We start from the raw sequence: 24,390 nt of genomic DNA, 5'->3' as shown, positions 1-24,390 counted from the left end.
ACGGGCGGCCCGAAGGCCGCCCGTGGCAGGTGTGAGGGAACTACAGGTGGCTTTCGGCGTATTCGGCCAGGATCGAGCGCGGCACCCCTTGCAGGGTGATGTGCACGCCGTTGGGGAAGTCCTTGAAGCGTTCGGTGAGGTAGGTCAGTCCGGAGCTGGTGGCCGACAGGTAAGGGGTATCGATCTGTGCCAGGTTGCCCAGGCACACCACTTTGGAACCGGCGCCGGCACGGGTGATGATGGTCTTCATCTGGTGCGGGGTGAGGTTCTGGCATTCGTCGATCAGGATCAGGCTCTGCTGGAAACTGCGACCGCGAATGTAGTTCAGGGATTTGAACTGCAACGGCACCTTGCTGAGGATGTAGTCGACGCTGCCATGGGTGCTCTCGTCATCCATGTGCAGGGCCTCGAGGTTGTCGGTGATCGCGCCGAGCCAGGGCTCCATCTTCTCCGCCTCGGTGCCCGGCAGGAAGCCGATCTCCTGGTCCAGCCCCTGCACGCTGCGGGTGGCGATGATGCGCCGGTAGCGCTTGCTGACCATGGTCTGCTCGATGGCGGCGGCCAGGGCCAGGATGGTCTTGCCGGAACCGGCGGCGCCGGACAGGTTGACCAGGTGGATGTCCGGATCGAGCAGCGCGTACAAGGCCAGGGCCTGGTAGATATCACGCGGCTTCAGGCCCCAGGCCTCCTGGTGCAGCAGGGGCTCCTGGTGCAGGTCGAGGATCAGCATCACACCGTCGCGGATCTCCTTGACCCAGCCGACGAAGCCCTGCTCGTCGATGATGAACTCATTGATGTGCACCACCGGCAGCTCGTCGTTCAACTGCACCTGGTGCCAGGTACGGCCGTGATCCTGGCGGGTCTCGACCTTGCTTACCCGGTCCCAGAACGAACCGCTCATGTTGTGGAAGCCGTTGGGCAACAGCTCCACGTCGTCCACCAGCTGGTCGGTGCTGTAGTCCTCGGCGGCGATCCCGCAGGCCCGCGCCTTGAGGCGCATGTTGATGTCCTTGGTCACCAGCACCACGGACAAGTCCTTGTTGCGCGCGTGCAGGTCGACCAACTGGTTGATGATGATGTTGTCGTTGAGGTTGTCCGGCAGCAGGCTGTTGGGTTCGTTGCGCTTGCTCATCAGGATCGACAGCAAGCCCTTTGGCTCGCCCTTGCCACGCTGGATCGGCACCCCGAGCTCGACATCCTCGGGCGAGGCCTCGCCCAGGGTCTTGTCGATCAGCCGAATCGCCTGGCGGCACTCGGCGGCCACGCTGTGATGCCCGCTCTTGAGCTTGTCCAGCTCCTCCAGGACGGTCATCGGGATCACGACATGGTGTTCTTCGAAATTCAGCAGGGCGTTGGGATCGTGAATCAATACATTGGTATCGAGTACGTAAAGGATTGGCTGGTTGGAGGAAGGGCTGCGTCCGCGGTCATCCATACTCGGTCACCTTATGTGGGAGCCAGTCGACGCCATACCATCGGGTATCGCGCCTCGAAGGACCACCGAAATCCACCCATCCGGGCTGGAGGTGAGCCGCACACAAGGAGTCTTGGGAGACGCCACCTGTGTTGCAGGTTTCGGCGGTCTGAGTCCGTAATACTCCAAAAAGCGTGACAGGAAAAAGCACTTTGAAGCTTTTTTGATGTTTATTTTTCAGAGTGACGAATAGCCCTTGGCGAGCGGCCCGGGCGCCGCTAAAGTCGGAAGTCCGCCTGCCTCGAAATCCCTTGCGGATTTGCCCTTTTCCCCTGGTTTTCCTGCCCGGTCCCGTATTTACGGGCATTTTGCGTTTTTCAGCGAAACGCGTCCTGGCAGTCTTCCCAACCGATCCCGCTTTGCGCGGTCTGTCCCAGCAACCAGGGCAGGCTGGCCTTGACCCCATCCTGCTTGGCATTGAAGGCAATCACTCCACGGCGCCACAACAGCATCAGGGTCAGTACCCGCTGGCCGCTCTCCTGGGCCTTGAGCTTGCCCGGGCCGTCCTGGGCATCGATGTCCCACAGCGCCACCTGCATGCCCTGGGCATTGAAGAAGGCCTGGGCGTCGGCCCGGCGCTGGCCCATGGGTGGGCGGAACAGCGGCACGTAGTTTTCCGGCAGCTTGCCCTTGACCAGGTCGGCACTGCGCTGGATCGAGTACTGCCAATCCTGCCAATGGCTATGGGAACGGAACTCCCAGCCCTGGACCCCGACGCACTGCTGCGAGTACAGCGCTTGCAGGCTGGCCACCGAAGCCTTGTCCAGGCGGCCCTGGATATCGTTGCCCAGGACGAAGAAGGTGCCGTTGAGGTTGGACTTGCGCAGGTACTCGGTGAGCCAGGCGGTGTTGTCCGGCGCCAGGTTGGCGGCGCTGTCGAAGGTCAAGAGGAACATCCGGTCGTGGAGTTCGTCGCCATTGCGCTCGTAGTCGCCCAGGCGCAAGACCTCGCTGCTGGTCTGCGGCGTCAGGGCGGCCTTGCGCAGCAACTCGTCCAGGTACTGTTCATGGAAGGTCCGGCTCGGCTCGGACCAGCGGGCGTAATAGGAGTCCTCGCCCAGCTGGAACTTGCCGGCCTGCTTGCGCAGTTGTTGCATGTTTTCCACCAGGAAACAGAAGGACGCATCCTGGTCGCAGCTCTGCTGGGCGAAGTCGTAGTTCTCCAGCAGGCGCTTCCACAGTTGCTCGCGCAGGCTGCCGATGGCCTCCATGTTGATCATCCGCAAGCCCAGGCGCTGCTTCAAGGACGCCTCGTCCCAGGCTTCGCTGACCAGCAAGGCGCGGGCGAACGTGAGGATCTCGGCCCGCGAGGCAACGTCGAACAGGGTCGGACTGTCGAGCTTTTCCGGCCAGGTGCTGCGGTCCAGGGTCGCCACATCATTGGGCGCCGCCAGTGCACTCAGACTCAAAAGCCAGGCCGAAAAGAAAAACGCGATACGCAAAAGGGATGCCTCCAGAACAGAACCCGCGCGGCACTATAGCCGATCCCCACCCGCGCCACGCGTCAGCTATTGCCTCGATAGGTGGAGTCCGGCGGCCCGAGCCCCTAGAATCCCCCGACGCTTAAAGGAGACGCCCCATGCTGATGGTGATTTCACCCGCCAAGACCCTCGACTACGAGACCCCGCCGGTAACCCAGCGCTTTACCCAGCCGCAGTACCTCGACCACTCCCAGGAACTGATCCAGCAACTGCGGGAACTGACGCCGGCGCAGATCAGCGAACTGATGCACGTCTCCGACAAGATCGGCGGCCTCAACGCCGCGCGCTTCGGCAGCTGGACCCCGGCCTTCACCCCCGCCAACGCTAAGCAGGCCTTGCTGGCGTTCAAGGGCGACGTCTACACCGGGCTCGATGCCCAGACCCTGGGCGAGGCGGATTTCGATTATGCCCAGCAGCACCTGCGCATGCTCTCCGGCCTCTATGGCCTGCTGCGCCCCCTGGACCTGATGCAGCCCTATCGCCTGGAAATGGGCACCAAGCTGGCCAACGCCCGGGGCAAGGACCTGTATGCATTCTGGGGCACTCGCATCAGCGAATGGCTCAACGAGGCCCTGGCCGAGCAAGGCGACGACCTGCTGCTCAACCTGGCGTCCAACGAGTACTTCTCGGCGGTCAAGCGCACGGCTCTCAAGGCGCGGATCATCAACACCGAGTTCAAGGACCTGAAGAACGGCCAGTACAAGATCATCAGCTTCTACGCCAAGAAGGCCCGGGGCCTGATGAGCCGCTTCGTGATCCAGGAGCGCATCGACGATCCGGCCCGACTCAAGCAGTTCGACCTCCAGGGCTATCGCTTCAGCGCCGAGCAATCCAAGGCCGACAACCTGGTCTTCCTGCGCGACCACGCACCGCAGTAAAGCGTTCCCCCTGCCGCGCTCGTTTTCACGGCGAGCGCGCCAGAATGTGATCACCTGCACATTCTCCCCACACCGCCAAGTCATTTTTTTGGCGCCATAAAAATTTCATCTATTTCCATGACTTTTCTTTCACTCGACAAGAGTGATTTTTTTCAGTAGTGGCACCACTTTTTTTATTCGGTAGTGGCACAAAAATATCCCACCGCTTTAACTCCCCAGAACTAAAGGGCCAAACCCTTAGTGCTATCAAATTGCGAGCAGTGCCATCTTTCTCGATATTTCAAGAAATTTCAGAAAACAGGATGAGTGGGCAGGAACTATGCCTGCGAAGACCGCTCATACCACCGGTAACGATTCTCAACGACAGCGTACGAGATGACTTACACGGACACCCGGAAAACTAAATAACTTACGAAGCCGCTTCCAACGGCGTAACTCAAACTTTAACTAACGGAATAAAAACAGGAGATAAGAGCCCCAACTATCCCCTAACAAGCCAAGGAACAGCTGGCCTTCAAGGCCTCCCTGCAAGCAACTGGAGAGCACGGACCACGTGGCATCCAGCTATCCACAGGAACGCGGGTGGTTTTTCGGGAGACCTGCAGCAGGAGCCGCCGGCAACATTCAACGGCACATCGAAACAACAAGGACCGGTTGCGCACAACTTGAGTGAATTTATTTAATCACTCGGAACTTAGTCTGCCTGCACAGGATATTACGGCGTCTTTCGCTGTACTTCCCAGTGCACAACTACAGCTGGCAAACATTAACTCCGGCCATCTAATGGCGTGAATAACACAGAGGTAAATGCGATGCGCATCAGCATATTTGGTTTGGGTTACGTCGGTGCAGTCTGTGCCGGTTGCCTGTCCGCTCGGGGCCATGAAGTGGTTGGCGTAGATATTTCCAAAGACAAGATCGACCTGATCAATGCCGGCAAGTCGCCGATCGTCGAACCGGGCCTGGGTGAACTCCTGGAGCAAGGAATCCGCACGGCCCGCCTGCGCGGCACCACCCACTTCGCCGAAGCCATCCGCGATACCGACCTGTCGATGATCTGCGTCGGCACCCCGAGCAAGAAGAACGGCGACCTGGAACTGGACTACATCGAATCGGTATGCCGCGAAATCGGTTTCGTCCTGCGCGACAAGGCCACCCGCCATACCGTGGTGGTGCGCAGCACCGTCTTGCCGGGCACGGTGAAGAACGTGGTGATCCCGATCCTCGAGGACTGCTCGGGCAAGAAGGCCGGTGTCGATTTCGGCGTCGCGGTCAACCCCGAGTTCCTGCGCGAAAGCACCGCGATCAAGGACTACGACTTCCCGCCCATGACCGTCATCGGCCAGCTCGACCAGGCCTCCGGCGACATGCTGCAAGCGCTCTACGAAGAACTCGACGCGCCGATCATCCGCAAGGACATCGAGGTCGCCGAGATGATCAAGTACACCTGCAACGTCTGGCACGCGACCAAGGTCACCTTCGCCAACGAGATCGGCAACATCGCCAAGGCGGTGGGCGTCGATGGCCGCGAAGTGATGGACGTGGTCTGCCAGGACAAGACCCTCAACCTGTCCCAGTACTACATGCGCCCGGGCTTCGCCTTCGGCGGCTCGTGCCTGCCCAAGGACGTGCGTGCCCTGACCTACCGCGCCGGTGCCCTGGATGTACAGGCGCCACTGCTCAACTCGCTGATGCGCAGCAACGAATCCCAGGTGCAGAACGCCTTCGACATCGTCTCCAGCCACGACAAGCGCAAGGTCGCCCTGCTCGGCCTGAGCTTCAAGGCCGGCACCGACGACCTGCGGGAAAGCCCGCTGGTGGAGCTGGCGGAAATGCTCATCGGCAAGGGCTTCGACCTGCGCATCTACGACCGCAACGTCGAGTACGCCCGGGTCCATGGCGCCAACAAGGACTACATCGAATCGAAGATCCCCCACGTCTCGTCCCTGCTCGACTCGGACTTCGACGCGGTGATCGAACATTCCGACCTGATCATCCTGGGCAACCGCGACGAGAAGTTCCGCCCCCTGGTCGAGGACGTCCCCCACGGCAAGCAGGTCATCGACCTGGTGGGCTTCATGTCCAAGCCGACCTGCGCCCAGGGCCGTACCGAAGGCATTTGCTGGTAACGGCAGCGGCAAGCTCCGAGCTTCAAGCCGCCAGTGTGAGCACCGCGCTTGCAGCTTGCCGCTTGGAGCTTGCAACTGATTTTAGGACGTTGATTATGCACAGGCTAAAACACTGCCTGCTCCAGGCCGCCGGTTGGCTGTTCTACCTGAGTCTGTTGATGGGGATGGCCCTGCTGCTGCCCGCCTCGACCTTCGACTCGCAGTCCAAGGACTTCATCTTCCTGATCGGCGCCGTGGGCATCTGGCGCTACTCCATGGGCGCCACGCATTTCGTGCGCGGCATGCTGTTCCTCTACGTGGTCTACCCACACCTGCGGCGCAAGGTGCGCAAGCTCGGCAAGGCGGCGGACCCGTCCCATGTGTACCTGATGGTCACCAGCTTTCGCATCGAGGCGCTGACCACCGCCCAGGTCTACGGCTCGGTGATCCGCGAGGCCATCGACTGCGGTTTCCCCACGACCGTGGTCTGCTCGATCGTGGAGATGTCCGACGAGTTGCTGATCAAGAGCCTGTGGGCGCGGCTGAACCCGCCCGAGCGGGTCAAGCTGGACTTCGTGCGCATTCCCGGCACCGGCAAGCGCGACGGCCTGGCCTTCGGCTTCCGCGCCATCTCCCGCCACCTGCCGGACGAGCGTGCCGTGGTCGCGGTGATCGACGGCGACACCGTGCTGGCCGAAGGCGTGGTGCGCAAGACCGTGCCCTGGTTCCAGCTGTTCGGCAATGTCGGCGGCCTGACCACCAACGAATTCTGCGAAGTGCGCGGCGGCTACATCATGAGCGAGTGGCACAAGCTGCGCTTCGCCCAGCGGCACATCAACATGTGTTCCATGGCCCTGTCCAAGCGGGTGCTGACCATGACCGGGCGCATGTCGGTGTTTCGCGCCACCGTGGTCACCGACCCGGACTTCATCGCCGACGTCGAGAGCGACTCCCTGCAACACTGGCGCCTGGGCCGCTTCAAGTTCCTCACCGGCGACGACAAGTCCAGCTGGTTCAGCCTGATGCGCCTGGGCTACGACACCTTCTACGTGCCCGACGCGGCGATCAACACCGTGGAGCACCCGCCGGAAAAGAGCTTCATCAAGGCCAGCCGCAAGCTGATGTTCCGCTGGTACGGCAACAACCTGCGGCAGAACTCCCGGGCCCTGGGCCTGGGGATCAAGCGCCTGGGCCTGTTCACCAGCGTGGTGCTGTTCGACCAGCGGGTATCGATGTGGACCTCGCTGCTGGGCCTGACGGTGGCCATCATCGCCAGCTTCAAGTACGGCACCGCGTTCATCCTCGCCTACCTGCTGTGGATCGGCATCACCCGACTGATCCTGACCCTGCTGCTGTCCTGCTCGGGGCACCGGATCGGCCCGGCCTATCCGCTGATCCTCTATTACAACCAGATCGTCGGGGCCCTGGTGAAGATCTACGTGTTCTTCCGCCTCGACCAGCAATCCTGGACCCGCCAGGACACCAAGCTGACCCGCGACCTCGCCAGTTTTCAACGTTGGTTCAACACCTGGTCGTCCCGGACCATGACCTTCTCGGCCGGCAGCGTATTCGTCGCCGTACTGCTGCTGATGGTCTGAACCGCCCTGCCTGAATGAACTAGGAAATCGACCCTATGAACACCGCCGTCAACGTCAACGTAGTGCATGAATCCGAAGCCCAGCGCCAGCACGCCCGGGTCAGGATCCCGGCCAAGCTGCGCTTCTTCGGCACCGAGGCCAAGCCCCTGGAAGTGCGGCTCCACGACCTCTCCGCCGGTGGCCTGAGCTTCAACGCCGGGCAACAACTGCTGGCCGTGGGCAGCGTACACAAGGGCCGCCTGCAATTCGTCATCGACAACCTCGGCCTGGCCATGGACGTGGAGCTGCAAGTGCGCTCCTTCGACCGCCAGAGCGGCCGCGTCGGCTGCCAGTTCCAGAACCTGGAACCCCAGGACATCGCCACCCTGCGCCACCTGATCACCTCGCACCTGGCCGGCGACCTCGTCAGCATGGGCGACGTGCTCGCCACCCTGCAGCGCGACAACTTCACCAAGGCGCGCAAGACCAAGGACAACGGCAGCGGCATGAGTCCCCTGGGCCGCCTGCGGGCCGTGACCTTCAGTGCCGGGATCTTCATCGTCGGCCTGGCCGCCTTCGGCTTCATCCTCAAGTCGGTGTATGGCCTGTACTTCGTCAGCCACGCCGAGGCCGGCCTGGTGAACGTGCCGGGAATGAACGTGACCATGCCGCGCGACGGCACCGTGCAAAGCCTGGTGCAGGCCAACGGCAACGTAGCCAAGGGCGCGCCCCTGGCCAGCTTCAGCACCAGCATGCTGGATGTGCTCAAGGGCCACCTGGACGAGAACCAGTTGCAGCCGGCCAAGGTCGAGGAGCTGTTCGGCAAGCAGATGACCGGCACCCTGACCTCGCCCTGCGACTGCACCGTGGCCCAGCAGCTGGTGGCCGACGGTCAGTACGCCAGCAAGGGCGACGTGATCTACCAACTGGTGCCACGGGGCAGCCTGGCCACCGTCGAGGCGCGCTTCTCTTACCGTCAGTTCGGCGACGTGCGCCCGGGCACCAAGGTCAACCTGCAGGTCGCCGGGGAAGACCAGATGCGCACCGGCACCATCGTCAGCAGCACCAGCCTCAACGGCAACGACCTGTCTTCGGATATCCGCGTGCAGATCAAGCCCGACGCGCCCCTGGGCAGCGAGTTCGCCGGCCGCCCGGTGGAAGTCAGCAGTGACCGCGGGCCATCGATGAACTGGCTGATCGACAAAGCCATGGCCACGGGTCTGTAACCATGAACACGCCTACCCAACTCGCGGTGTTGCCGTTGGTGGCCGCCCTGGCCCTGGCCGGTTGCGCCGGCCTGCCGGACCAGCGCCTGGCCAACGAAGCCCTCAAGCGCGGCGACACCGCCCTGGCGCAGCAGAACTATCGCCAGCTGGCGGACCTGGGTTATAGCGAGGCGCAAGTGGGCCTGGCGGATATCCAGGTGGAAAGCCGCGACCCGGCGCAGATCAAGCAGGCCGAGGCCACCTACCGCGCTGCCGCCGATACCTCGCCACGGGCCCAGGCGCGCCTGGGCCGGTTGCTGGCGACCAAGCCCGGGGCCAGCGAAGCCGAACGGCACGAAGCCGAGGGCCTGCTGCAGAAGGCCTTCGCCAACGGCGAAGGCAACACCCTGATCCCCCTGGCGATGCTCTACCTGCAATATCCCCACAGCTTCCCCAACGTCGACGCCCAGCGGCAGATCGGCCAATGGCGCGCCGCCGGCTACCCCGAGGCCGGGCTGGCCCAGGTCCTGCTGTATCGCACCCAGGGCACCTACGACCAACATCTGGATGAGGTGGAGAAGATCTGCAAGGCGTCCCTGAACAGCACCGACATCTGCTACGTCGAGCTGGCCACCGTCTACCAGAAGCGCGGCCAGGCCGAGCAGCAAGCCGAGCTGCTCAAGCAACTGCAAGCCAGCCATGGCCGTGGCACCGTCAGCGCCCAGCGGGTCGACAGCGTGGCCCGGGTCCTGGGCGACGCCAGCCTCGGCAAGCCCGACGAGAAAACCGCCCAGGCCCTGCTCGAGCAAGTGGCCCCGGTGTACCCGGCGTCCTGGGTCAGCCTGGCGCAACTGCTCTACGACTTCCCCGAACTGGGCGATGTCGAGCAAATGATGAAGTACCTGGACAACGGCCGCGCCGCCGATCAGCCTCGCGCCGAACTGCTGCTGGGCAAGCTCTACTACGAGGGCAAGTGGGTGCCGGCCGATGCCAAGGTGGCCGAGCAACACTTCAAGCAAGCCCAGGGCCGCGAGGTCGCCGCCGACTACTACCTGGGCCAGATCTACCGCCGTGGCTACCTGGGCCAGGTGTATCCGCAAAAGGCCCTGGACCATCTGCTGACCGCTGCCCGCAACGGCCAGAACAGCGCCGACTTCGCCATTGCCCAGCTGTTTTCCCAGGGCCGCGGCACCCGGCCCGACCCGGTCAATGCCTACGTCTTCAGCCAATTGGCCAAGGTCCAGGACACCCCCCAGGCCAACGAACTGGCCCAACAACTCGATGAACAACTGCCCCCCGGCCAACGCGCCGAAGCCCAGCGCCTGCTGCAACAGGAACAGGCCGTACGCGGCACCCTGGCCCAGAGCACGCTGCAACTGCAGGCCCTGCAGGAAGAAGACGGCGAGGAATCCCTATGAAGTACATCCCATTGCCCACGCGCGCCCTTGTAGCCGCTGCCGCAGGCTGCGACCGCCAGGCCCCCTTGCGCCTGTCGAAGCTGGGGCTTGCCCTGGGTTGCGCCCTGGCCTGGTCGACACCCTCTTTCGCGGCACTGAGCGAGACCAAGAACTTCGGCCTGGAAGTGAAGATCACCGCGCAATCGGAGGACGACCGCGACCTGGGTACCCAGGGTGGCGGCGACGTCAACGGCATCGGCCTGGACCTGCGGCCCTGGGTCTATGGCGAAAGCGGCAACTGGAGCGCCTATGCCATGGGCCAGGCGGTGACCTCCACCGACGTGATCGAGACCGACACCCTGCAACAATCCAGCGACGATGCCAGCCAGCAGTCGGCCAACGACGACCGCAAGGCCAAGAAGAACTACCTGGCCCTGCGCGAATTTTGGGTCGGCTACAGCGGCTTCACCGCCTACCCCGGCGAGCAACTGAAGTTCGGCCGCCAGCGCCTGCGTAACGACGATGGCCAATGGCGCGACACCAACATCGAAGCGCTGAACTGGACCTTCGACACCACCCTGCTGCGGGCCAACCTGGGCCTGGCCGAGCGCTTCAGTGAATACCGCACCGACCTCAAGGAACTGGCGCCCAAGGACAAGGACCGCCTGCACGCCTACGCCGACGTCGCCTACCAGTGGACGCCCGGCCAGTGGGTGGGCATTCGCGCCCACCATACCCACGATGACGGCAAGCTCGACTATGCCAAGCCCGGAGAGGCCAGAGACCCGCTGGACAAGCAACAGAACGGCGACCTGACCTGGCTTGGCCTGGAGGCCAACAGCGACGCCTATAACTGGCGCAACACCAACACTGTCAACTACTGGGCCAGCCTCACCGGCATGCGCGGCGACCGCGACACGGTCAACCCGCTGAATGCCGACGGCAGCCGCCCGACCCAGGCCAAGCGTGGTGAAAACCTCAACGGCTGGGCCACCGACCTGGGCGTGCGCCTGCGCCTGGACCCGAACTGGCAAGTGGGCGCGGCCTATGCCCGGGCCAGCGCCGAATACGAGCAGAACGGCCTGCAAAGCAACCGCTCGAACTTCACCGGCACCCGCTCGCGGGTGCACCGTTTCGGCGAAGCCTTTCGTGGCGAGCTGAACAACACCCAGACCGCCACCCTGTTCGGCTCCTGGCAGTTGCGCGAGGACTACGACGCCAGCCTGGTCTACCACAAGTTCTGGCGCGTGGACGGCAACAGGCCGGTGGGCAGCAACGGCATCAATGCCGTGCACAACGACTACGACGACAGCACCGGCGCCCTGCTGGGCAGCACCTCGCTCCCCCTGCAAGACGGCAAGAAAGACCTCGGCCAGGAGATGGACCTGGTGGTCACCAAGTACTTCAAGCAAGGCCTGTTGCCGGCGGCCCTGAGCCAGTCGATCGACGAGCCCGCGGCCCTGGTGCGTTTTCGCGGGGGCGTGTTCAAGCCCGGCGACGCCTACGGCAAGGACGTCGACTCCTATATGCACCGCGCCTTCATCGACGTGATCTGGCGCTTCTGAGGCCAGCCATGAACGGAGTCCCCCAGATGCATCGCCATCCCCACACCCCGCTGCACAAAGGCTCCCTGGGCCTGCTGGCCGGTGCCCTGCTGCTGGCCAGCGGCACGGCCCTGGGCAACGTCGAGACGGCCAAGGCGCCGACCGTCGTCAAGGAGCTGCAACAGGCCAAGACCTACACCGTCAGCAGCGCCCCCAGCGAACCGCTGGCCCTGGCCAAGCCGACCCTGCCCGACCTTTCCGGCTACACCGCCGAAGCCGTGGCGGCGAAGATCGTGCGCAGCAAGCCGGGCAAGATCAGCGTGCGGCGGATGATGCAGGAAGACGCCCTGAAGGACTTCATCGGCGGCGACAACAAGATGGCCGAATGGGTGGTGCGCCAGCACGGCATTCCCCAGGCGATCTTCGTCGACGATGGCTACGTCAACCTCAAGGACCTGGCAGGCAAGCTGCCCAAGCAGTACATCAGCGAAACCGCCCCTGGGGTCTACCTGGCCCGCCTGCCGATCGTGGTCGGGCGCCACGGCATCCTGGAGATCGACCAGCAGACCCGCGAGCTGCGCCTGTCCCAGGAAGCCGGCGCGTTCCTGGTCAACGATGGCCAGCTGTTCGTGCGCGATACCCAGGTCACCGGCTGGCGCGAGAAGGACAACGGCCCGGCGACCTTCCGCTCGGCCAAGGAGTTTCGCCCCTTCCTGCTGGCCTGGGGCGGCACCCAGACCTACATCGCCAACAGCAAGATGGCGAGCTTCGGCTACGCCAATTCCAAGTCCTACGGGGTGAGCATTTCCCAGTACACGCCGAACATGGCCAAGGTGCTCAAGCGTCCCGAGCCCACTGGCTGGATCATCGGTTCGGAGTTCTCGGACATGTGGTACGGCTTCTATTGCTACGAGACCGAAGGCTTCGTGCTCAAGGGCAATACCTACCGCGACAACATCGTCTACGGCATCGACCCCCACGACCGTTCCCATGGCCTGATCATTGCCGAGAACACCGTCTACGGCACCCGGAAGAAGCACGGCATCATCATTTCCCGGGAGGTGAACGACAGCTTCATCTTCAACAACCGCAGCTACGACAACCACCTCTCGGGGCTGGTGATCGACCGTAACAGCATCAACAACCTGATCGCCTACAACGAGATCTACCGCAACCACACCGACGGCATCACCCTCTACGAGAGTGCCGACAACCTGATCTACGGCAACAAGGTGGTCAGCAATCGGCGCCACGGCATCCGCATCCGCAACAGCGTCAACATCCGCCTCTACGAGAACGTCGCCATGGCCAACGGCCTGACCGGGGTCTACGGCCATATCAAGGACCTGACCGACACCGACCGCGACATCAAGCTCGACCCGTTCGATGCCCAGGTCTCGCTGATCGTGGTCGGCGGCGAGCTGGCGGCCAACGGCAGCGGCCCGATGTCCATCGACTCGCCCCTGAGCGTGGAGCTGTACCGGGTGTCGATGCTGGCACCGACCAAGAGCAGCGGCATCAGCTTCTCCGGCGTGCTGGGCGAGCGCCAGGACGAAATTCTCGACCTGCTGGTACGCCAGCGCAAAGCCGTATTGATCGACCCCGTCGAACGCCAGACCGAAATGCGCGATTGAGGATGACTTGCATGCACCCACACTTGATCAAATTCCTGGGCTTGTCGGCCCTCGCCGCGGGCATCCTCGCCGCCAGCGCCACGGCCCGGGCCGATGAGGTCGCCGCGCCGTCGTTCAAGGCCGAGCCATGCTGCAACCTGTGCCCGGCCGCCCACGATGCGAAGAACTACGTGACCCGCTACCAGCAGAACTTCACCACCCTGGTGCAGGCCCAGGGCGACTGGCTGTTCCGAACCCAGGAGGATTTGCGTACCGAGTTCGACACCACCGCGCAAGGCTACCGCCGCCTCAAGCAGTTGCACGACGCCTTCAAGAGCAAGGGCGTGGAACTGGTGGTGGTCTACCAGCCGACCCGCGGCCTGGTGAACCGCAACAAGCTCAACCCGGCGGAAAAAGCCCGCTTCGACTACGACAAGGCCCTGGCCAACTACAAGGCCATGCTCGGGCGTTTCGCGCAGATGGGCTACGTGGTCCCGGACCTGTCGCCGCTGACCGACGAGCAATTGCCCGAGACCCTGCCGGCCCACGACTTCTACTTCCGTGGCGACCAGCACTGGACTCCCTACGGCGCCCAGCGCACGGCGCGAATCGTCGCCGACAAGGTCAAGCAACTGCCGGCGTTCGCCGACATTCCCCGGCGCGAATTCGAGACCCACAAGTCCGGACGCATGGGCAAGACCGGCACCCTGCACAACATGGCCGGGCAACTGTGCGGCACCAGCTATGCGATCCAGTACATGGACCAGTTCACCACCGAGCCCAAGGGCGAGGCCGGCGATGGCGACCTGTTCGGCGACTCCGGCAACCCGCAGATCACCCTGGTGGGCACCAGCCACAGCGGCAAGAACTACAACTTCGCCGGCTTCCTGGAAGAGGCCATCGGCGCCGACATCCTCAACGTCGCTTTCCCCGGCGGCGGCCTGGAAGGCTCGATGCTGCAATACCTGGGCAGCGAGGAGTTCCAGAAGACCCCGCCGAAGATCCTGATCTGGGAGTTCTCGCCGCTGTACCGCCTGGACCAGGAAACCATCTATCGGCAGATGATGGCGCTGCTGGACAACGGCTGCGAAGGCAAGCCGGCGCAGATGAGCGCCAGCACCACCTTGAAGCCCGGCAAGAACGAACTGCTGGTCAACAGCCAGAACAAGGACCTGCGCAACAGCGCCCACCAGGTCGACATCCGCTTCGCCGACACCTCGGTGAAAACCCTGCAGGCCACCCTCTGGTACATGAACGGCCGGCACGAGGACATCAAGATCGAAAAACCGGAGACATCCGACACCGACGGGCGCTTCGCCTTCGAACTGCGTACCGACGAGGACTGGGCCGCGCAAAACCTGCTGGCGGTGGAAATCCAGGGCCCCGAGGCCGGCACCGCCGGGCAGAAGGTCGAAGCGAAAATCTGCAAACGCAACGTGTTCCCGAGCGCCGAGCAACGCACCGCGCGGATCGGGCAGTGAGGTTATCCATGCACAGCACACGCGTGACACAACTACTGATACCGGGCCTGCTGGGCCTGGCGATGGTCGCCGGCAGTGCCCAGGCCGCCGCGCCGCTGCGCCCGCCCCAGGGCTACTACGCCCCGGTGGACAAGTTCAAGACCAGCGACGACCGCGACGGCTGCGACGCGATGCCGGCGCCCTACACCGGCGCCCTGCAGTTTCGCAGCAAGTACGAAGGCTCGGACAAGGCCCGGGCGACCCTCAACGTGCAATCGCAGCAGGCCTTCCATGACAGCACCGCGGACATCACCAAGATCGAGCGCGGCACCAGCAAGCAGGTCATGCAGTTCATGCGCGACGGTCGCCCGCAACAGCTGGACTGCACCCTCGCCTGGCTCAGTGCCTGGGCGCAGGCCGACGCGCTGATGTCCAAGGACTTCAACCACACCGGCAAGTCCATGCGCAAATGGGCCCTGGGCAGCATGGCCTCGGCCTACCTGCGGCTGAAGTTCTCCGACTCCCATCCCCTGGCCACTCACCAGGAGCAGGCGCAGAAGATCGAGGCCTGGTTCGGCAAGATGGCCGACCAGGTGGTCAGCGACTGGGACAACCTGCCCCTGGACAAGACCAACAACCATTCCTACTGGGCCGCCTGGTCGGTGATGGCCACCGCCGTGGCCACCAACCGCCGCGACCTGTTCGACTGGGCCGTCAAGGAATACAAGATCGGCGCCGGCCAGGTCGACGCCGACGGCTACCTGCCCAACGAACTCAAGCGCCAGCAACGGGCCCTGGCCTACCACAACTACGCCCTGCCGCCGCTGGCGATGATCGCCAGCTTCGCCCAGGTCAACGGCGTCGACCTGCGCCAGGAAAACCACGGCGCGCTCAAGCGCCTGGGCGAGCGGGTGCTGGCCGGGGTCAAGGACCCGGACACCTTCGAGCGCAAGAACGGCAAGCAGCAGGACATGACCGACCTCAAGGTCGACGCGAAATTCGCCTGGCTCGAGCCCTTCTGCAGCCTCTACACCTGCGCCCCGGATGTGCTGGAACGCAAGCACAAGATGCAGCCGTTCAAGACCTTCCGCCTGGGCGGCGACCTGACCAAGGTCTACGACCCGGCCTTCGAGAAGGGCAAGAAGGGCTCATAACCCGTAGGAGCGAGGCTTGCCCGCGATCAAGGCACCTCGGTCCAAGCGCCGGTCCGCGTCATCGTTCATCGCGGGCAATCGAGCGTCGACCGGCCGCTCCTACAGGGGGCGTTGCGGTCGATGCGCACGCCAGACGGCGTCGGTGAATGCAATACGCCGCCCATGGTTTTCCACGGGGGGGTTTGGGGGGCTGCGGCCCTGACTATTGGTTAAACATGGAGAGATCGGGATGGTTTTCTCATCCAATGTGTTCCTGTTCCTGTTCTTGCCGGTGTTCCTCGGCTTGTACTACGTGAGCGGGCAACGCTATCGCAACCTGTTGCTGCTGATCGCCAGCTACGTGTTCTACGCCTGGTGGCGGGTGGACTTCCTCGCGCTGTTCGCCGCGGTCACCTTGTGGAACTACTGGATCGGCCTGAAGGTCGGCGCCGCCGGCGTCAGGACCAAGCCCGCCCAGCGCTGGCTGCTGCTCGGCGTGGCGGTGGACCTGTGCATCCTCGGCTACTTCAAGTACGCCAACTTCGGCGTCGAGAGCCTCAACGCGATCATGACCGCCATGGGCCTGGAGCCGTTTATCCTGACCCACGTGCTGCTGCCGATCGGTATCTCGTTCTACATCTTCGAGTCCATCAGCTACATCATCGACGTCTACCGCGGCGACACCCCGGCGACCCGCAACCTGATCGACTTCGCGGCGTTCGTGGCGATCTTCCCGCACCTGATCGCCGGCCCCGTATTGCGCTTTCGCGACCTGGCGGACCAGTTCAACCATCGCACCCACACCCTGGACAAGTTCTCCGAAGGCTGCACGCGCTTCATGCAGGGCTTCATCAAGAAGGTGTTCATCGCCGACACCCTGGCGGTGGTCGCCGACCATTGCTTCGCCCTGCAACACCCCACCACGGGTGACGCCTGGCTGGGCGCCCTGGCCTACACCGCGCAGCTGTACTTCGACTTTTCCGGCTACAGCGACATGGCCATCGGCCTGGGGTTGATGATGGGCTTTCGCTTCATGGAAAACTTCAAGCAGCCCTACATCAGCCAGTCGATCACCGAGTTCTGGCGGCGCTGGCACATCAGCCTGTCCACCTGGCTGCGCGACTACCTGTACATCACCCTGGGCGGCAATCGCAAAGGCACCCTGATCACCTATCGCAACCTGTTCTTGACCATGCTCCTGGGCGGCCTGTGGCACGGCGCCAACTTCACCTACATCGTCTGGGGCGCCTGGCACGGCATGTGGCTGGCCATCGAGAAGGCCCTGGGCATCAACACCAGCCCACGCAGCCTCAACCCGATCCGCTGGGCCCTGACCTTCCTGCTGGTGGTGATGGGCTGGGTGATCTTCCGCGCCGAGAACCTGCACGTGGCCGGGCGCATGTACGGCGCCATGTTCAGCTTCGGCGACTGGTCGCTGTCGGAACTCAACCGTGCCAGCCTCACCGGCCTGCAAGTGGCGACCCTGGTGGTGGCCTACATCACCCTGGCGCTCTTCGGCCTGCGTGACCTGTATCGCAACCCGGCACCGACCAAGAGCAAGCCCGAAGCCGGCCCGGCCCTGGACACCCGGGCCGATGGCCCGGCCACCGCCCAACCCGGCCTGATCAAGGCAGCGCCCGGCGACAACCCCGGCAGCATCCACCAACCGGGCTATATCGTCGGCCGCGAGGCCCAGGTGCAACCGGCCTACTGGAGCGCCGACTGGTCGCGCTATGCCATGCGCGCCCTGGTGCTGCTGCTGTTCATCGCCTCGATTCTCAAACTCTCGGCGCAAAGCTTCTCGCCGTTCCTGTACTTCCAGTTCTGAGGAGGCCGCTCATGACCCGCTCATTACGCCTGTTCTACGTCGCACTGTTCCTGCTGACCCTGCTGGTCCTGGGGCTGTGGTCGGCGCGCAGCTTCTTCGGCTTCAGCACCAACAGCGACGCCACCGTGCTCGACGGGCGCTGGACCAAGGCGGTGGAAACCCACTACGACGACCAGTTCCCGATCAAGCGCCTGGGTACCAACCTCTGGGCCGCCCTGGACTTCAAGCTGTTCAACGAAGGCCGCCCGGGGGTGATCCTCGGCCGCGACCAGTGGCTGTACAGCGATGAAGAGTTCAACCCCGTGGTCAACGAGGAGCTCAACCTGCAGGGTAACTACGCCCTGGTGGAGGGCGTGCGCCAGACCTTGAAACAGCACGGGGTGAAACTGGTGATGGCGATCGTCCCGGCCAAGGTGCGGTTGTATCCGGAACACCTGGACACCGTGCGCCCGGCGCGCATCCACGCCAACCTCTACCAGGACTTCCATGCCCGGGTGGCCGCCGACAAGATCCTCGCCCCCGACCTGCTGGGGCCTCTGCAACAGGCCAAGCAACAGGGCCAGCCAGTGTTCTTGCGCACCGACACCCACTGGACCCCGGCCGGCGCCGAAGTCGTCGCCCGCCAACTGGCCCAGGCCATCGCCCGCCAGGCGCCACTCAGCGGCCAGCCGCAACGCTTCGTCACCCAGACCCAGGAGACCGTCAAGCACCAGGGCGACCTGCGGCGCTTCCTGCCCCTGGACCCGTTGTTCGAGAACCTGATGCCGGCCCCGGAGCCCCTGCAAAAACGCGTGACCCACGCCGCCGGGGAACAGGCCGACGCCGCAGACAAGCTGTTCGCCGACCACGAAGTGCCCGTGACCCTGGTGGGCACCAGCTACAGCGCCAACCCCAACTGGAACTTCGTCGGCGCCCTCAAGCAGGCCCTGCACAGCGATGTGCTGAGCTACGCCGAAGACGGCCACGGCCCGATCCTGCCGATGCTCAGCTACCTCAAGAGCGACGACTTCAAGAACCACCCGCCCCAGGTGCTGATCTGGGAATTCCCCGAACGCTACCTGCCGGTGAACAACGAAATCGGCGACGCCGACCCGCAGTGGGTCGCAGAGCTCAAGCAAGCCGGTGCCCAAGCCGGGCCGGGTAGAAGCGTCGCGAGCGAAGGTAAGACAAGGCAAAAACAGGCGAGGACGCGGAGTTTACGAGCTGTAAATGAGCAGTCCGAGCCTGTTTTTAACGCTGGATTGCCGAGCGCAGCAGCTTCTACCCAGCCCGGCCAACAAAACGTAGCTGCACTCAACACATCCGAGACGCCCGACCGGGCACACAACTGAAAAAGAGAGGTGACACCCATGAATTGCACTATCAATCCGCGTCGTCTCGCCAAGGCCATCACCCTGGCTGCCGGCATGAGCGTCCTGTCCCTGCCCGCCTTCGCCGGTGGCGACGCCGCGCTGTACGGCCCCACCGCGCCCAAGGGCTCGACCTTCGTGCGCATCTACAACGCCAGCAACAGCGAAGTCAGCGCCACCATCGGCAGCACCAACGTCAACGACGTCGCGCCCCTGGCCAGCAGCGACTTCAGCTTCATGCCCGGCGGCGACTACACCGCCAAGCTGGGCAGCCAGAGCGTGCCAGTGAAACTGGCCGCCGACCACTATTACACCCTGGTCAACAACGCCAGCGGCCAGCCGCAACTGATCGAGGAACCGCCGTTCAAGAACAAGCAGAAATCCCTGGTGCGGGTGCAGAACCTCAGCGACCAGGCCCTGACGCTCAAGACCGCCGACGGCAAGACCGACGTGGTCCAGGCCGTGGCCGCCAAGGGCCGCGGCGAACGCGAGATCAACCCGGTGAAGGTCAGCTTCGCCCTGTACGACGGCCAGAAGAAGGTCAGCGACCTCAAGCCCGTGGCCCTGGAGCGCGGCGAAGCGGCGGTGCTCTACGTCACCGGCAGCGGCAGCAACCTGTCGCCAGTGTGGGTGAAACGCCCAGTCTCAACGCGCTAACCGCGCGAGCTATCAGCCACAAGCCTCAAGCGGCAAGTGAAGAGCTTTTAACTTGTCGCTTGCAGCTTGCGGCTCCCAACTGCATTTATTAGGAGTAACAACATGATTCCGGTGATCTTGTCAGGTGGTAGCGGCTCACGTCTTTGGCCACTTTCGCGCAAGCAATTCCCCAAGCAGTTCCTCGCCCTGACCGGCGAACACACGCTGTTCCAGCAGACCCTGGAGCGCCTGGTGTTCGAAGGCATGGACACCCCCATCGTGGTCTGCAACAAGGACCACCGCTTCATCGTCAACGAGCAATTGAGCAACCGCAGCCTCGAAGCCCAGCGCATCCTGATGGAGCCTTTCGGTCGCAACACCGCGCCGGCCGTGGCCCTGACCGCGATGATGCTGGTCAACGAAGGTCGCGACGAGCTGATGCTGGTGCTGCCGGCCGACCACGTGATGGACGACCAGAAGGCCCTGCAGCGGGCCCTGGCCCTGGCCACCGTGGCCGCCGAGCGCGGCGAGATGGTGCTGTTCGGCGTACCGGCGACCAAGCCGGAAACCGGCTACGGCTACATCAAGTCGACCCACGATGCGCTGCTGCCGGAGGGCGTCAGCCGGGTCTCGCACTTTGTCGAGAAACCCGATGAACAACGCGCCACCGAGTTCGTCCAGGCCGGAGGCTACTTCTGGAACAGCGGCATGTTCCTGTTCCGCGCCAGCCGCTTCCTCGAAGAGCTGAAAAAACATGATCCGGACATCTACGACACCTGCCTGCTGACCCTGGAGCGCAGCCAGCAGGACCCGGACACCGTGATGATCGACGAAGCCACCTTCGCCTGCTGCCCGGACAATTCCATCGACTACGCGGTGATGGAAAAGACCCAGCGCGCCTGCGTAGTCCCGCTGAGCGCCGGCTGGAGCGACGTGGGCTGCTGGTCATCGCTGTGGGACGTGCATGAAAAGGACGCCGACGGCAACGTCAGCAAGGGCGATGTGGTGATCCAGGACAGCAAGAACTGCATGATCCACGGCAACGGCAAGCTGGTGTCGGTGATCGGCCTGGAGAACATCGTCGTGGTCGAGACCAAGGACGCCATGATGATCGCCCACAAGGACAAGGTCCAAGGCGTGAAGCAGATGGTCAACACCCTCAACGAACAAGGCCGCAGCGAAACCCAGAACCACTGCGAGGTCTACCGCCCGTGGGGCTCCTACGACTCGGTGGACATGGGCGGGCGCTTCCAGGTCAAGCACATCTCGGTCAAGCCCGGCGCCTGCCTGTCCCTGCAGATGCACCACCACCGCGCCGAACACTGGATCGTGGTCAGCGGCACCGCCGAAGTCACCTGTGACGAAAACGTGTTCCTGCTCACCGAAAACCAGTCCACCTACATCCCCATCGCCTCGGTGCACCGCCTGCGCAACCCCGGCAAGATCCCCCTGGAGATCATCGAAGTGCAATCGGGCAGCTATTTGGGTGAGGACGATATTGAGCGGTTCGAGGATATCTACGGGCGTTCGACGCCGGTGGAGCGCGGCGTCTCGGTGAAGACCATCGCCCAATAAGGGCCGCAGCAAGTTTCAAGCGGCAAGCTGCAAGTAGAAGCAGATAGTCGTTGTCAGCGAGTCCTTTCAACCCCCTTCCGGTCGCCTGCGTCCCCTATCCGCAGGCGGTTGGACCGGGGGATTTTTTTGCCTCTGAAGCCGCTGTCGAGCCTGGGCGAGGCTGCGACAAGGGCCGCAGGACCTTCAGCACATTCAAGACCCAGCGGCCGCTGCGCACCCGTACGCAACCTACGGTAGCGGCTACAGGGAGATTACGATGCGCTTGAATATTTCTGTCATGGGGGCGTAGTTCACATAGACCCCATTGATATTGGCTTCGAGCCATTCAGGCTGGCTGACATCTTCCCAGTCGAGTTCATAGCCCGCAGATAAGGCGAGATGTTCGAAAAATAGTCGTTGGACTCGACCATTGCCTTCACGAAATGGATGAATCATGTTGAGTTCGCAATAGAACTCCGCCAGCTTCTCACAGAACGTTTTTTTATCGAGACCACCCAGCCAATTTACTTTTTGAAGATCGGAAAAAATCTTCAGTGCCTCGGCTTCAATTCGCGCGCAATTACAGAAACGAGTCCCGCCCTTGGAGATATCAACATTTCTTAACTCCCCAGCCCATTCATAAAGATCTGAAAACAGTTTCCGATGCAATACCTTAAAGTTCTCGAGACTGTAGGGAGGTGCCACATAGACGACCCTACTGACTGTGACAGCCGTGATATCTCTTTCAGCGGCCTCGAGGTCCGCCATTACCTGGATGTTCAGTTTGTTCCTGAGTACCGATGAACTGGGATAACAGTAATGATCGTTAGAGGCGTCATACTTATCCATTCAACTGCCGTCCATGTTTGGCCAGGATGTTTTCCAGGGAGAGTTTCTCGTCAAAAGCAGGAATTTCGATGCCTTCCAGCCTTGAACTATGCATGAAATTCTTGCGTTTCTTCTTTTCGAAACGTTCATGCAGGTCGAGCTCGCGGGGAGTGACGCATGTCGAAATCCCGTGAAGCGCATCCTTCAACTCCATCCAGTTTTTTGCCGTTATTTCAAAACCAATCATTTTCGATGCGTTGGCTCGAGCGACTGGATAAGAATTCGTAGCGCGAGAATAATGTTCATAATCGAAACTCGATTTCTCCAAGGCACGGATGGTTTGCAACCTCAGCAACAAGGAGTTCCAGCCTTTGGCGCCTAGCTTCAAGTAAAGCTGGGTCTCGACAAAGCGTTTTATTTCGAGAAACTTCCCCAATGCCTTCAGGTCATCAACCTGTGCAGTGTGGAAAATCTGTTGCAGCGATACGCCCATCATTCGACCCCATGACTTTTATCAAAGCCTGGAAATTATACACCCCATGGGTCATCCACACGCTCCGTGAAGAAGGCACCTTGTCGCTCTTCATATAGAGCCAATGATCGCCATGGCAGGTTGCAATGGCTGTTTCTCAAAGATCATTCATCGTTGACAGACCGCGCGCTCAGCCAGCAACTTCCTCTGGGCTTCTGGCAGATCGGTGAAAATCAAGAGCCGAGCCCCTGCATCGCCAACCCCACCTACGCTTAGGTAGGATGCCCCCACATTTCCCAGAGGTTCGCGTCATGTTCATCGGCGTTCTGCTGGTCATCACCTGGCTGGTCCTGCTCCTGCGCTACCCCTCCAAGGCCGTCCCGGTGTCCCTGGCCGCCGCCTGCGGCCTGGCCCTGGTGGCCGGCTGGGTGGTCTGGCTGGACAACCGCGAAGCCCAGCAGCTGGCGCGCCTGGAACTGCGCCTGGCATACGCCCCCGAACACTGCCCGGCCGACCGCCCACTAGAGGTCAAGCTCAACAACGGCAACCCGGTGCCCCTGACCGAACTGCGCTGGCGCGTCGCCGCCTACGCCCCGGGCGACACGGTGAACCTCGCCGATAACCAATACAGCGCCCCACGCTATCGCGGCCCCGGCGAATTGCAGGCCGGCGCCAACTGGCAGGACTGCCTGCCCCTGCCACCGCTACGCCCGGGCTATCGCCCGCAAACCCTGGAGTTTCGCGCCGAGCGTTTACAGGGTAGTTTCTCTCGCTGATCCCCTTCCCATCGCCCAGCACAAGGACCGCGCCATGCCCGTAGCGTTGATCACCGGTTGTTCCAGCGGCATCGGCCGCGCCCTGGCAGATACCTTCAAACAGGCCGGCTACACCGTTATGCCCAGCGCCCGCAAGGCCGAGGACGTCGCCGCCCTGCAAGCCGCCGGCTTCCACGCGGTGCAGCTGGATGTGAATGACGGCGCGGCCCTGGCCGCCCTGGCCGAAAACATCAACCAGCAGTACGGCGGCCTCGATGTGCTGATCAACAACGCCGGCTACGGCGCCATGGGCCCGCTGCTGGACGGTGGCGTGGAGGCCCTGCAGCGCCAGTTCGAAACCAACGTGTTCGCCGTGGTCGGGGTGACCCGGGCGCTGTTCCCGGTGCTGCGCCGCAGCCGTGGCCTGGTGGTGAACATCGGCAGCGTCTCGGGAGTGCTGGTGACGCCGTTCGCTGGCGCCTACTGCGCGTCCAAGGCCGCGGTGCATGCGCTCAGCGATGCCCTGCGCATGGAGCTGGCGCCGTTCGGCATCAGGGTCATGGAAGTGCAGCCCGGGGCCATCGCCTCCAGCTTTGCCAAGAATGCCGGGCATGAAGCCGAACAACTGCTCAACGAACAATCGCCCTGGTGGCCGCTGCGCGAGGGCATCCGCTCCCGGGCCAAGGCTTCCCAGGACAAGCCGACCCCGGCCAGCGAATTCGCCGCCGGCCTGCTCAAGGCCGTGCAACAGCCCAACCCGCCGCGCCTGGTGCGCCTGGGCAACGGCAGCCGCGCCCTGCCGCTGCTGGCCAACCTTGTGCCCAAGGGCTTGCTGGAGAAGGGGCTGATGAAGCGCTTCGGCCTGGCCGCCAAGCTCTGACCCCGTGACGTACGGGGCCCGCCTATACACCGGCCCCCGAACCCTCTCGAAACAGCGCCCCCAACCCAGGTTGTAGCCCGGTGCAATCTTAGTAGAATGCGCGCACTCAAGGCCCCGGGCCTCGATCAAGCCGCATGGAATCGCTGGCGTCTCAAGCACGGAACTGCTGAAGCTGCTCCTCCCGCCCTTTCCTGCCCGCCCATGCGCTACTTCGCCCA

18 protein-coding genes and 1 pseudogene are annotated in these 24,390 nt (G+C 63.1%); 15 read left to right on the top strand and 4 right to left on the bottom strand.

The genetic code is table 11. The features are described 5' to 3' along the window. Positions 1-40: 40 nt before the first annotated feature. Both H7A76_RS15110 and H7A76_RS15105 read right to left on the bottom strand, forming a co-directional pair. Positions 41-1,435: a PhoH family protein gene (locus H7A76_RS15110; RefSeq protein WP_185699225.1), complete on the bottom strand. Its 1,395-nt coding sequence runs from the start codon at positions 1,433-1,435 to the stop codon at positions 41-43. 356 nt (positions 1,436-1,791) lie between these two features. Next, entirely contained in the window at positions 1,792-2,916 is a 1,125-nt protein-coding gene (locus H7A76_RS15105; RefSeq protein ID WP_185699224.1) for a polysaccharide deacetylase family protein, read from the bottom strand. Positions 2,917-3,053: 137 nt separating this feature from the next. On the opposite strand from H7A76_RS15105, the gene yaaA reads away from it, so the two are divergent. The 13 genes and pseudogenes from yaaA to H7A76_RS15040 all read left to right on the top strand — a co-directional run bounded on the left by yaaA (position 3,054) and on the right by H7A76_RS15040 (position 21,258). Then, positions 3,054-3,833 (top strand): peroxide stress protein YaaA, encoded by a 780-nt coding sequence (yaaA, locus tag H7A76_RS15100; protein WP_185699223.1) that lies wholly within the window; start codon positions 3,054-3,056, stop codon positions 3,831-3,833. Between the two features lie 812 nt (positions 3,834-4,645). Then, positions 4,646-5,962, top strand: coding sequence for a nucleotide sugar dehydrogenase (locus H7A76_RS15095; protein ID WP_185699222.1), 1,317 nt, complete (start codon positions 4,646-4,648; stop codon positions 5,960-5,962). Positions 5,963-6,057: 95 nt separating this feature from the next. Further along, a complete protein-coding gene (gene alg8 / locus H7A76_RS15090; protein ID WP_185699221.1) occupies positions 6,058-7,539 on the top strand; it encodes a mannuronan synthase in 1,482 nt (493 codons plus the stop codon). Positions 7,540-7,574: 35 nt separating this feature from the next. After that, entirely contained in the window at positions 7,575-8,744 is a 1,170-nt protein-coding gene (locus H7A76_RS15085) for an alginate biosynthesis protein Alg44 (RefSeq protein WP_185699220.1), read from the top strand. A gap of 2 nt (positions 8,745-8,746) precedes the next feature. After that, the gene (gene algK / locus H7A76_RS15080) at positions 8,747-10,141 is read left to right on the top strand and encodes an alginate biosynthesis TPR repeat lipoprotein AlgK (protein ID WP_185699219.1); all 1,395 of its coding nucleotides are present in this window, start codon (positions 8,747-8,749) and stop codon (positions 10,139-10,141) included. Next, positions 10,138-11,685, top strand: a complete 1,548-nt coding sequence (locus tag H7A76_RS15075) for an alginate export family protein (RefSeq protein WP_409519186.1) — start codon at positions 10,138-10,140, stop codon at positions 11,683-11,685. Before algK ends, H7A76_RS15075 begins: the two co-directional genes overlap by 4 nt. A gap of 26 nt (positions 11,686-11,711) precedes the next feature. Next, a complete protein-coding gene (gene algG / locus H7A76_RS15070; RefSeq protein ID WP_185699218.1) occupies positions 11,712-13,298 on the top strand; it encodes a mannuronan 5-epimerase AlgG in 1,587 nt (528 codons plus the stop codon). 11 nt (positions 13,299-13,309) lie between these two features. Beyond that, complete coding sequence (locus tag H7A76_RS15065) at positions 13,310-14,758, top strand: alginate O-acetyltransferase (protein ID WP_185699217.1); 1,449 nt, start codon at positions 13,310-13,312, stop codon at positions 14,756-14,758. 8 nt (positions 14,759-14,766) lie between these two features. Continuing rightward, positions 14,767-15,891, top strand: coding sequence for a mannuronate-specific alginate lyase (locus tag H7A76_RS15060; RefSeq protein WP_185699216.1), 1,125 nt, complete (start codon positions 14,767-14,769; stop codon positions 15,889-15,891). A 229-nt stretch (positions 15,892-16,120) separates the two neighbouring features. Continuing rightward, positions 16,121-17,698, top strand: a complete 1,578-nt coding sequence (locus H7A76_RS15055) for an MBOAT family protein (protein ID WP_185699215.1) — start codon at positions 16,121-16,123, stop codon at positions 17,696-17,698. Between the two features lie 11 nt (positions 17,699-17,709). After that, positions 17,710-18,828: pseudogene (locus H7A76_RS15050) on the top strand (alginate O-acetyltransferase); the annotation flags it as partial. 219 nt (positions 18,829-19,047) lie between these two features. Continuing rightward, positions 19,048-19,704, top strand: coding sequence for an alginate O-acetyltransferase AlgF (locus tag H7A76_RS15045; RefSeq protein ID WP_185699214.1), 657 nt, complete (start codon positions 19,048-19,050; stop codon positions 19,702-19,704). A gap of 102 nt (positions 19,705-19,806) precedes the next feature. Further along, positions 19,807-21,258, top strand: a complete 1,452-nt coding sequence (locus tag H7A76_RS15040) for a mannose-1-phosphate guanylyltransferase/mannose-6-phosphate isomerase (RefSeq protein WP_185699213.1) — start codon at positions 19,807-19,809, stop codon at positions 21,256-21,258. Between the two features lie 240 nt (positions 21,259-21,498). Here the strand turns inward: H7A76_RS15040 and H7A76_RS15035 are convergent, their stop codons facing one another. Continuing rightward, the gene (locus H7A76_RS15035) at positions 21,499-22,086 is read right to left on the bottom strand and encodes a putative adenosine monophosphate-protein transferase Fic (protein ID WP_185699212.1); all 588 of its coding nucleotides are present in this window, start codon (positions 22,084-22,086) and stop codon (positions 21,499-21,501) included. Beyond that, positions 22,079-22,558: a YhfG family protein gene (locus H7A76_RS15030; protein ID WP_185699211.1), complete on the bottom strand. Its 480-nt coding sequence runs from the start codon at positions 22,556-22,558 to the stop codon at positions 22,079-22,081. Before H7A76_RS15030 ends, H7A76_RS15035 begins: the two co-directional genes overlap by 8 nt. A gap of 290 nt (positions 22,559-22,848) precedes the next feature. On the opposite strand from H7A76_RS15030, the gene H7A76_RS15025 reads away from it, so the two are divergent. After that, entirely contained in the window at positions 22,849-23,313 is a 465-nt protein-coding gene (locus tag H7A76_RS15025) for a multidrug transporter (RefSeq protein WP_185699210.1), read from the top strand. 34 nt (positions 23,314-23,347) lie between these two features. Continuing rightward, the gene (locus H7A76_RS15020) at positions 23,348-24,172 is read left to right on the top strand and encodes an SDR family oxidoreductase (protein ID WP_185699209.1); all 825 of its coding nucleotides are present in this window, start codon (positions 23,348-23,350) and stop codon (positions 24,170-24,172) included. Positions 24,173-24,390 lie beyond the last annotated feature (218 nt).

It is taken from the genome of Pseudomonas sp. MSSRFD41 (assembly GCF_014230245.1).
In the GTDB taxonomy this organism is placed as follows: Bacteria; Pseudomonadota; Gammaproteobacteria; order Pseudomonadales; family Pseudomonadaceae; genus Aquipseudomonas; species Aquipseudomonas piscis.
Note: the sequence above shows the minus strand (reverse complement) of the source record. Positions and strands in the feature narration are given on the sequence as shown.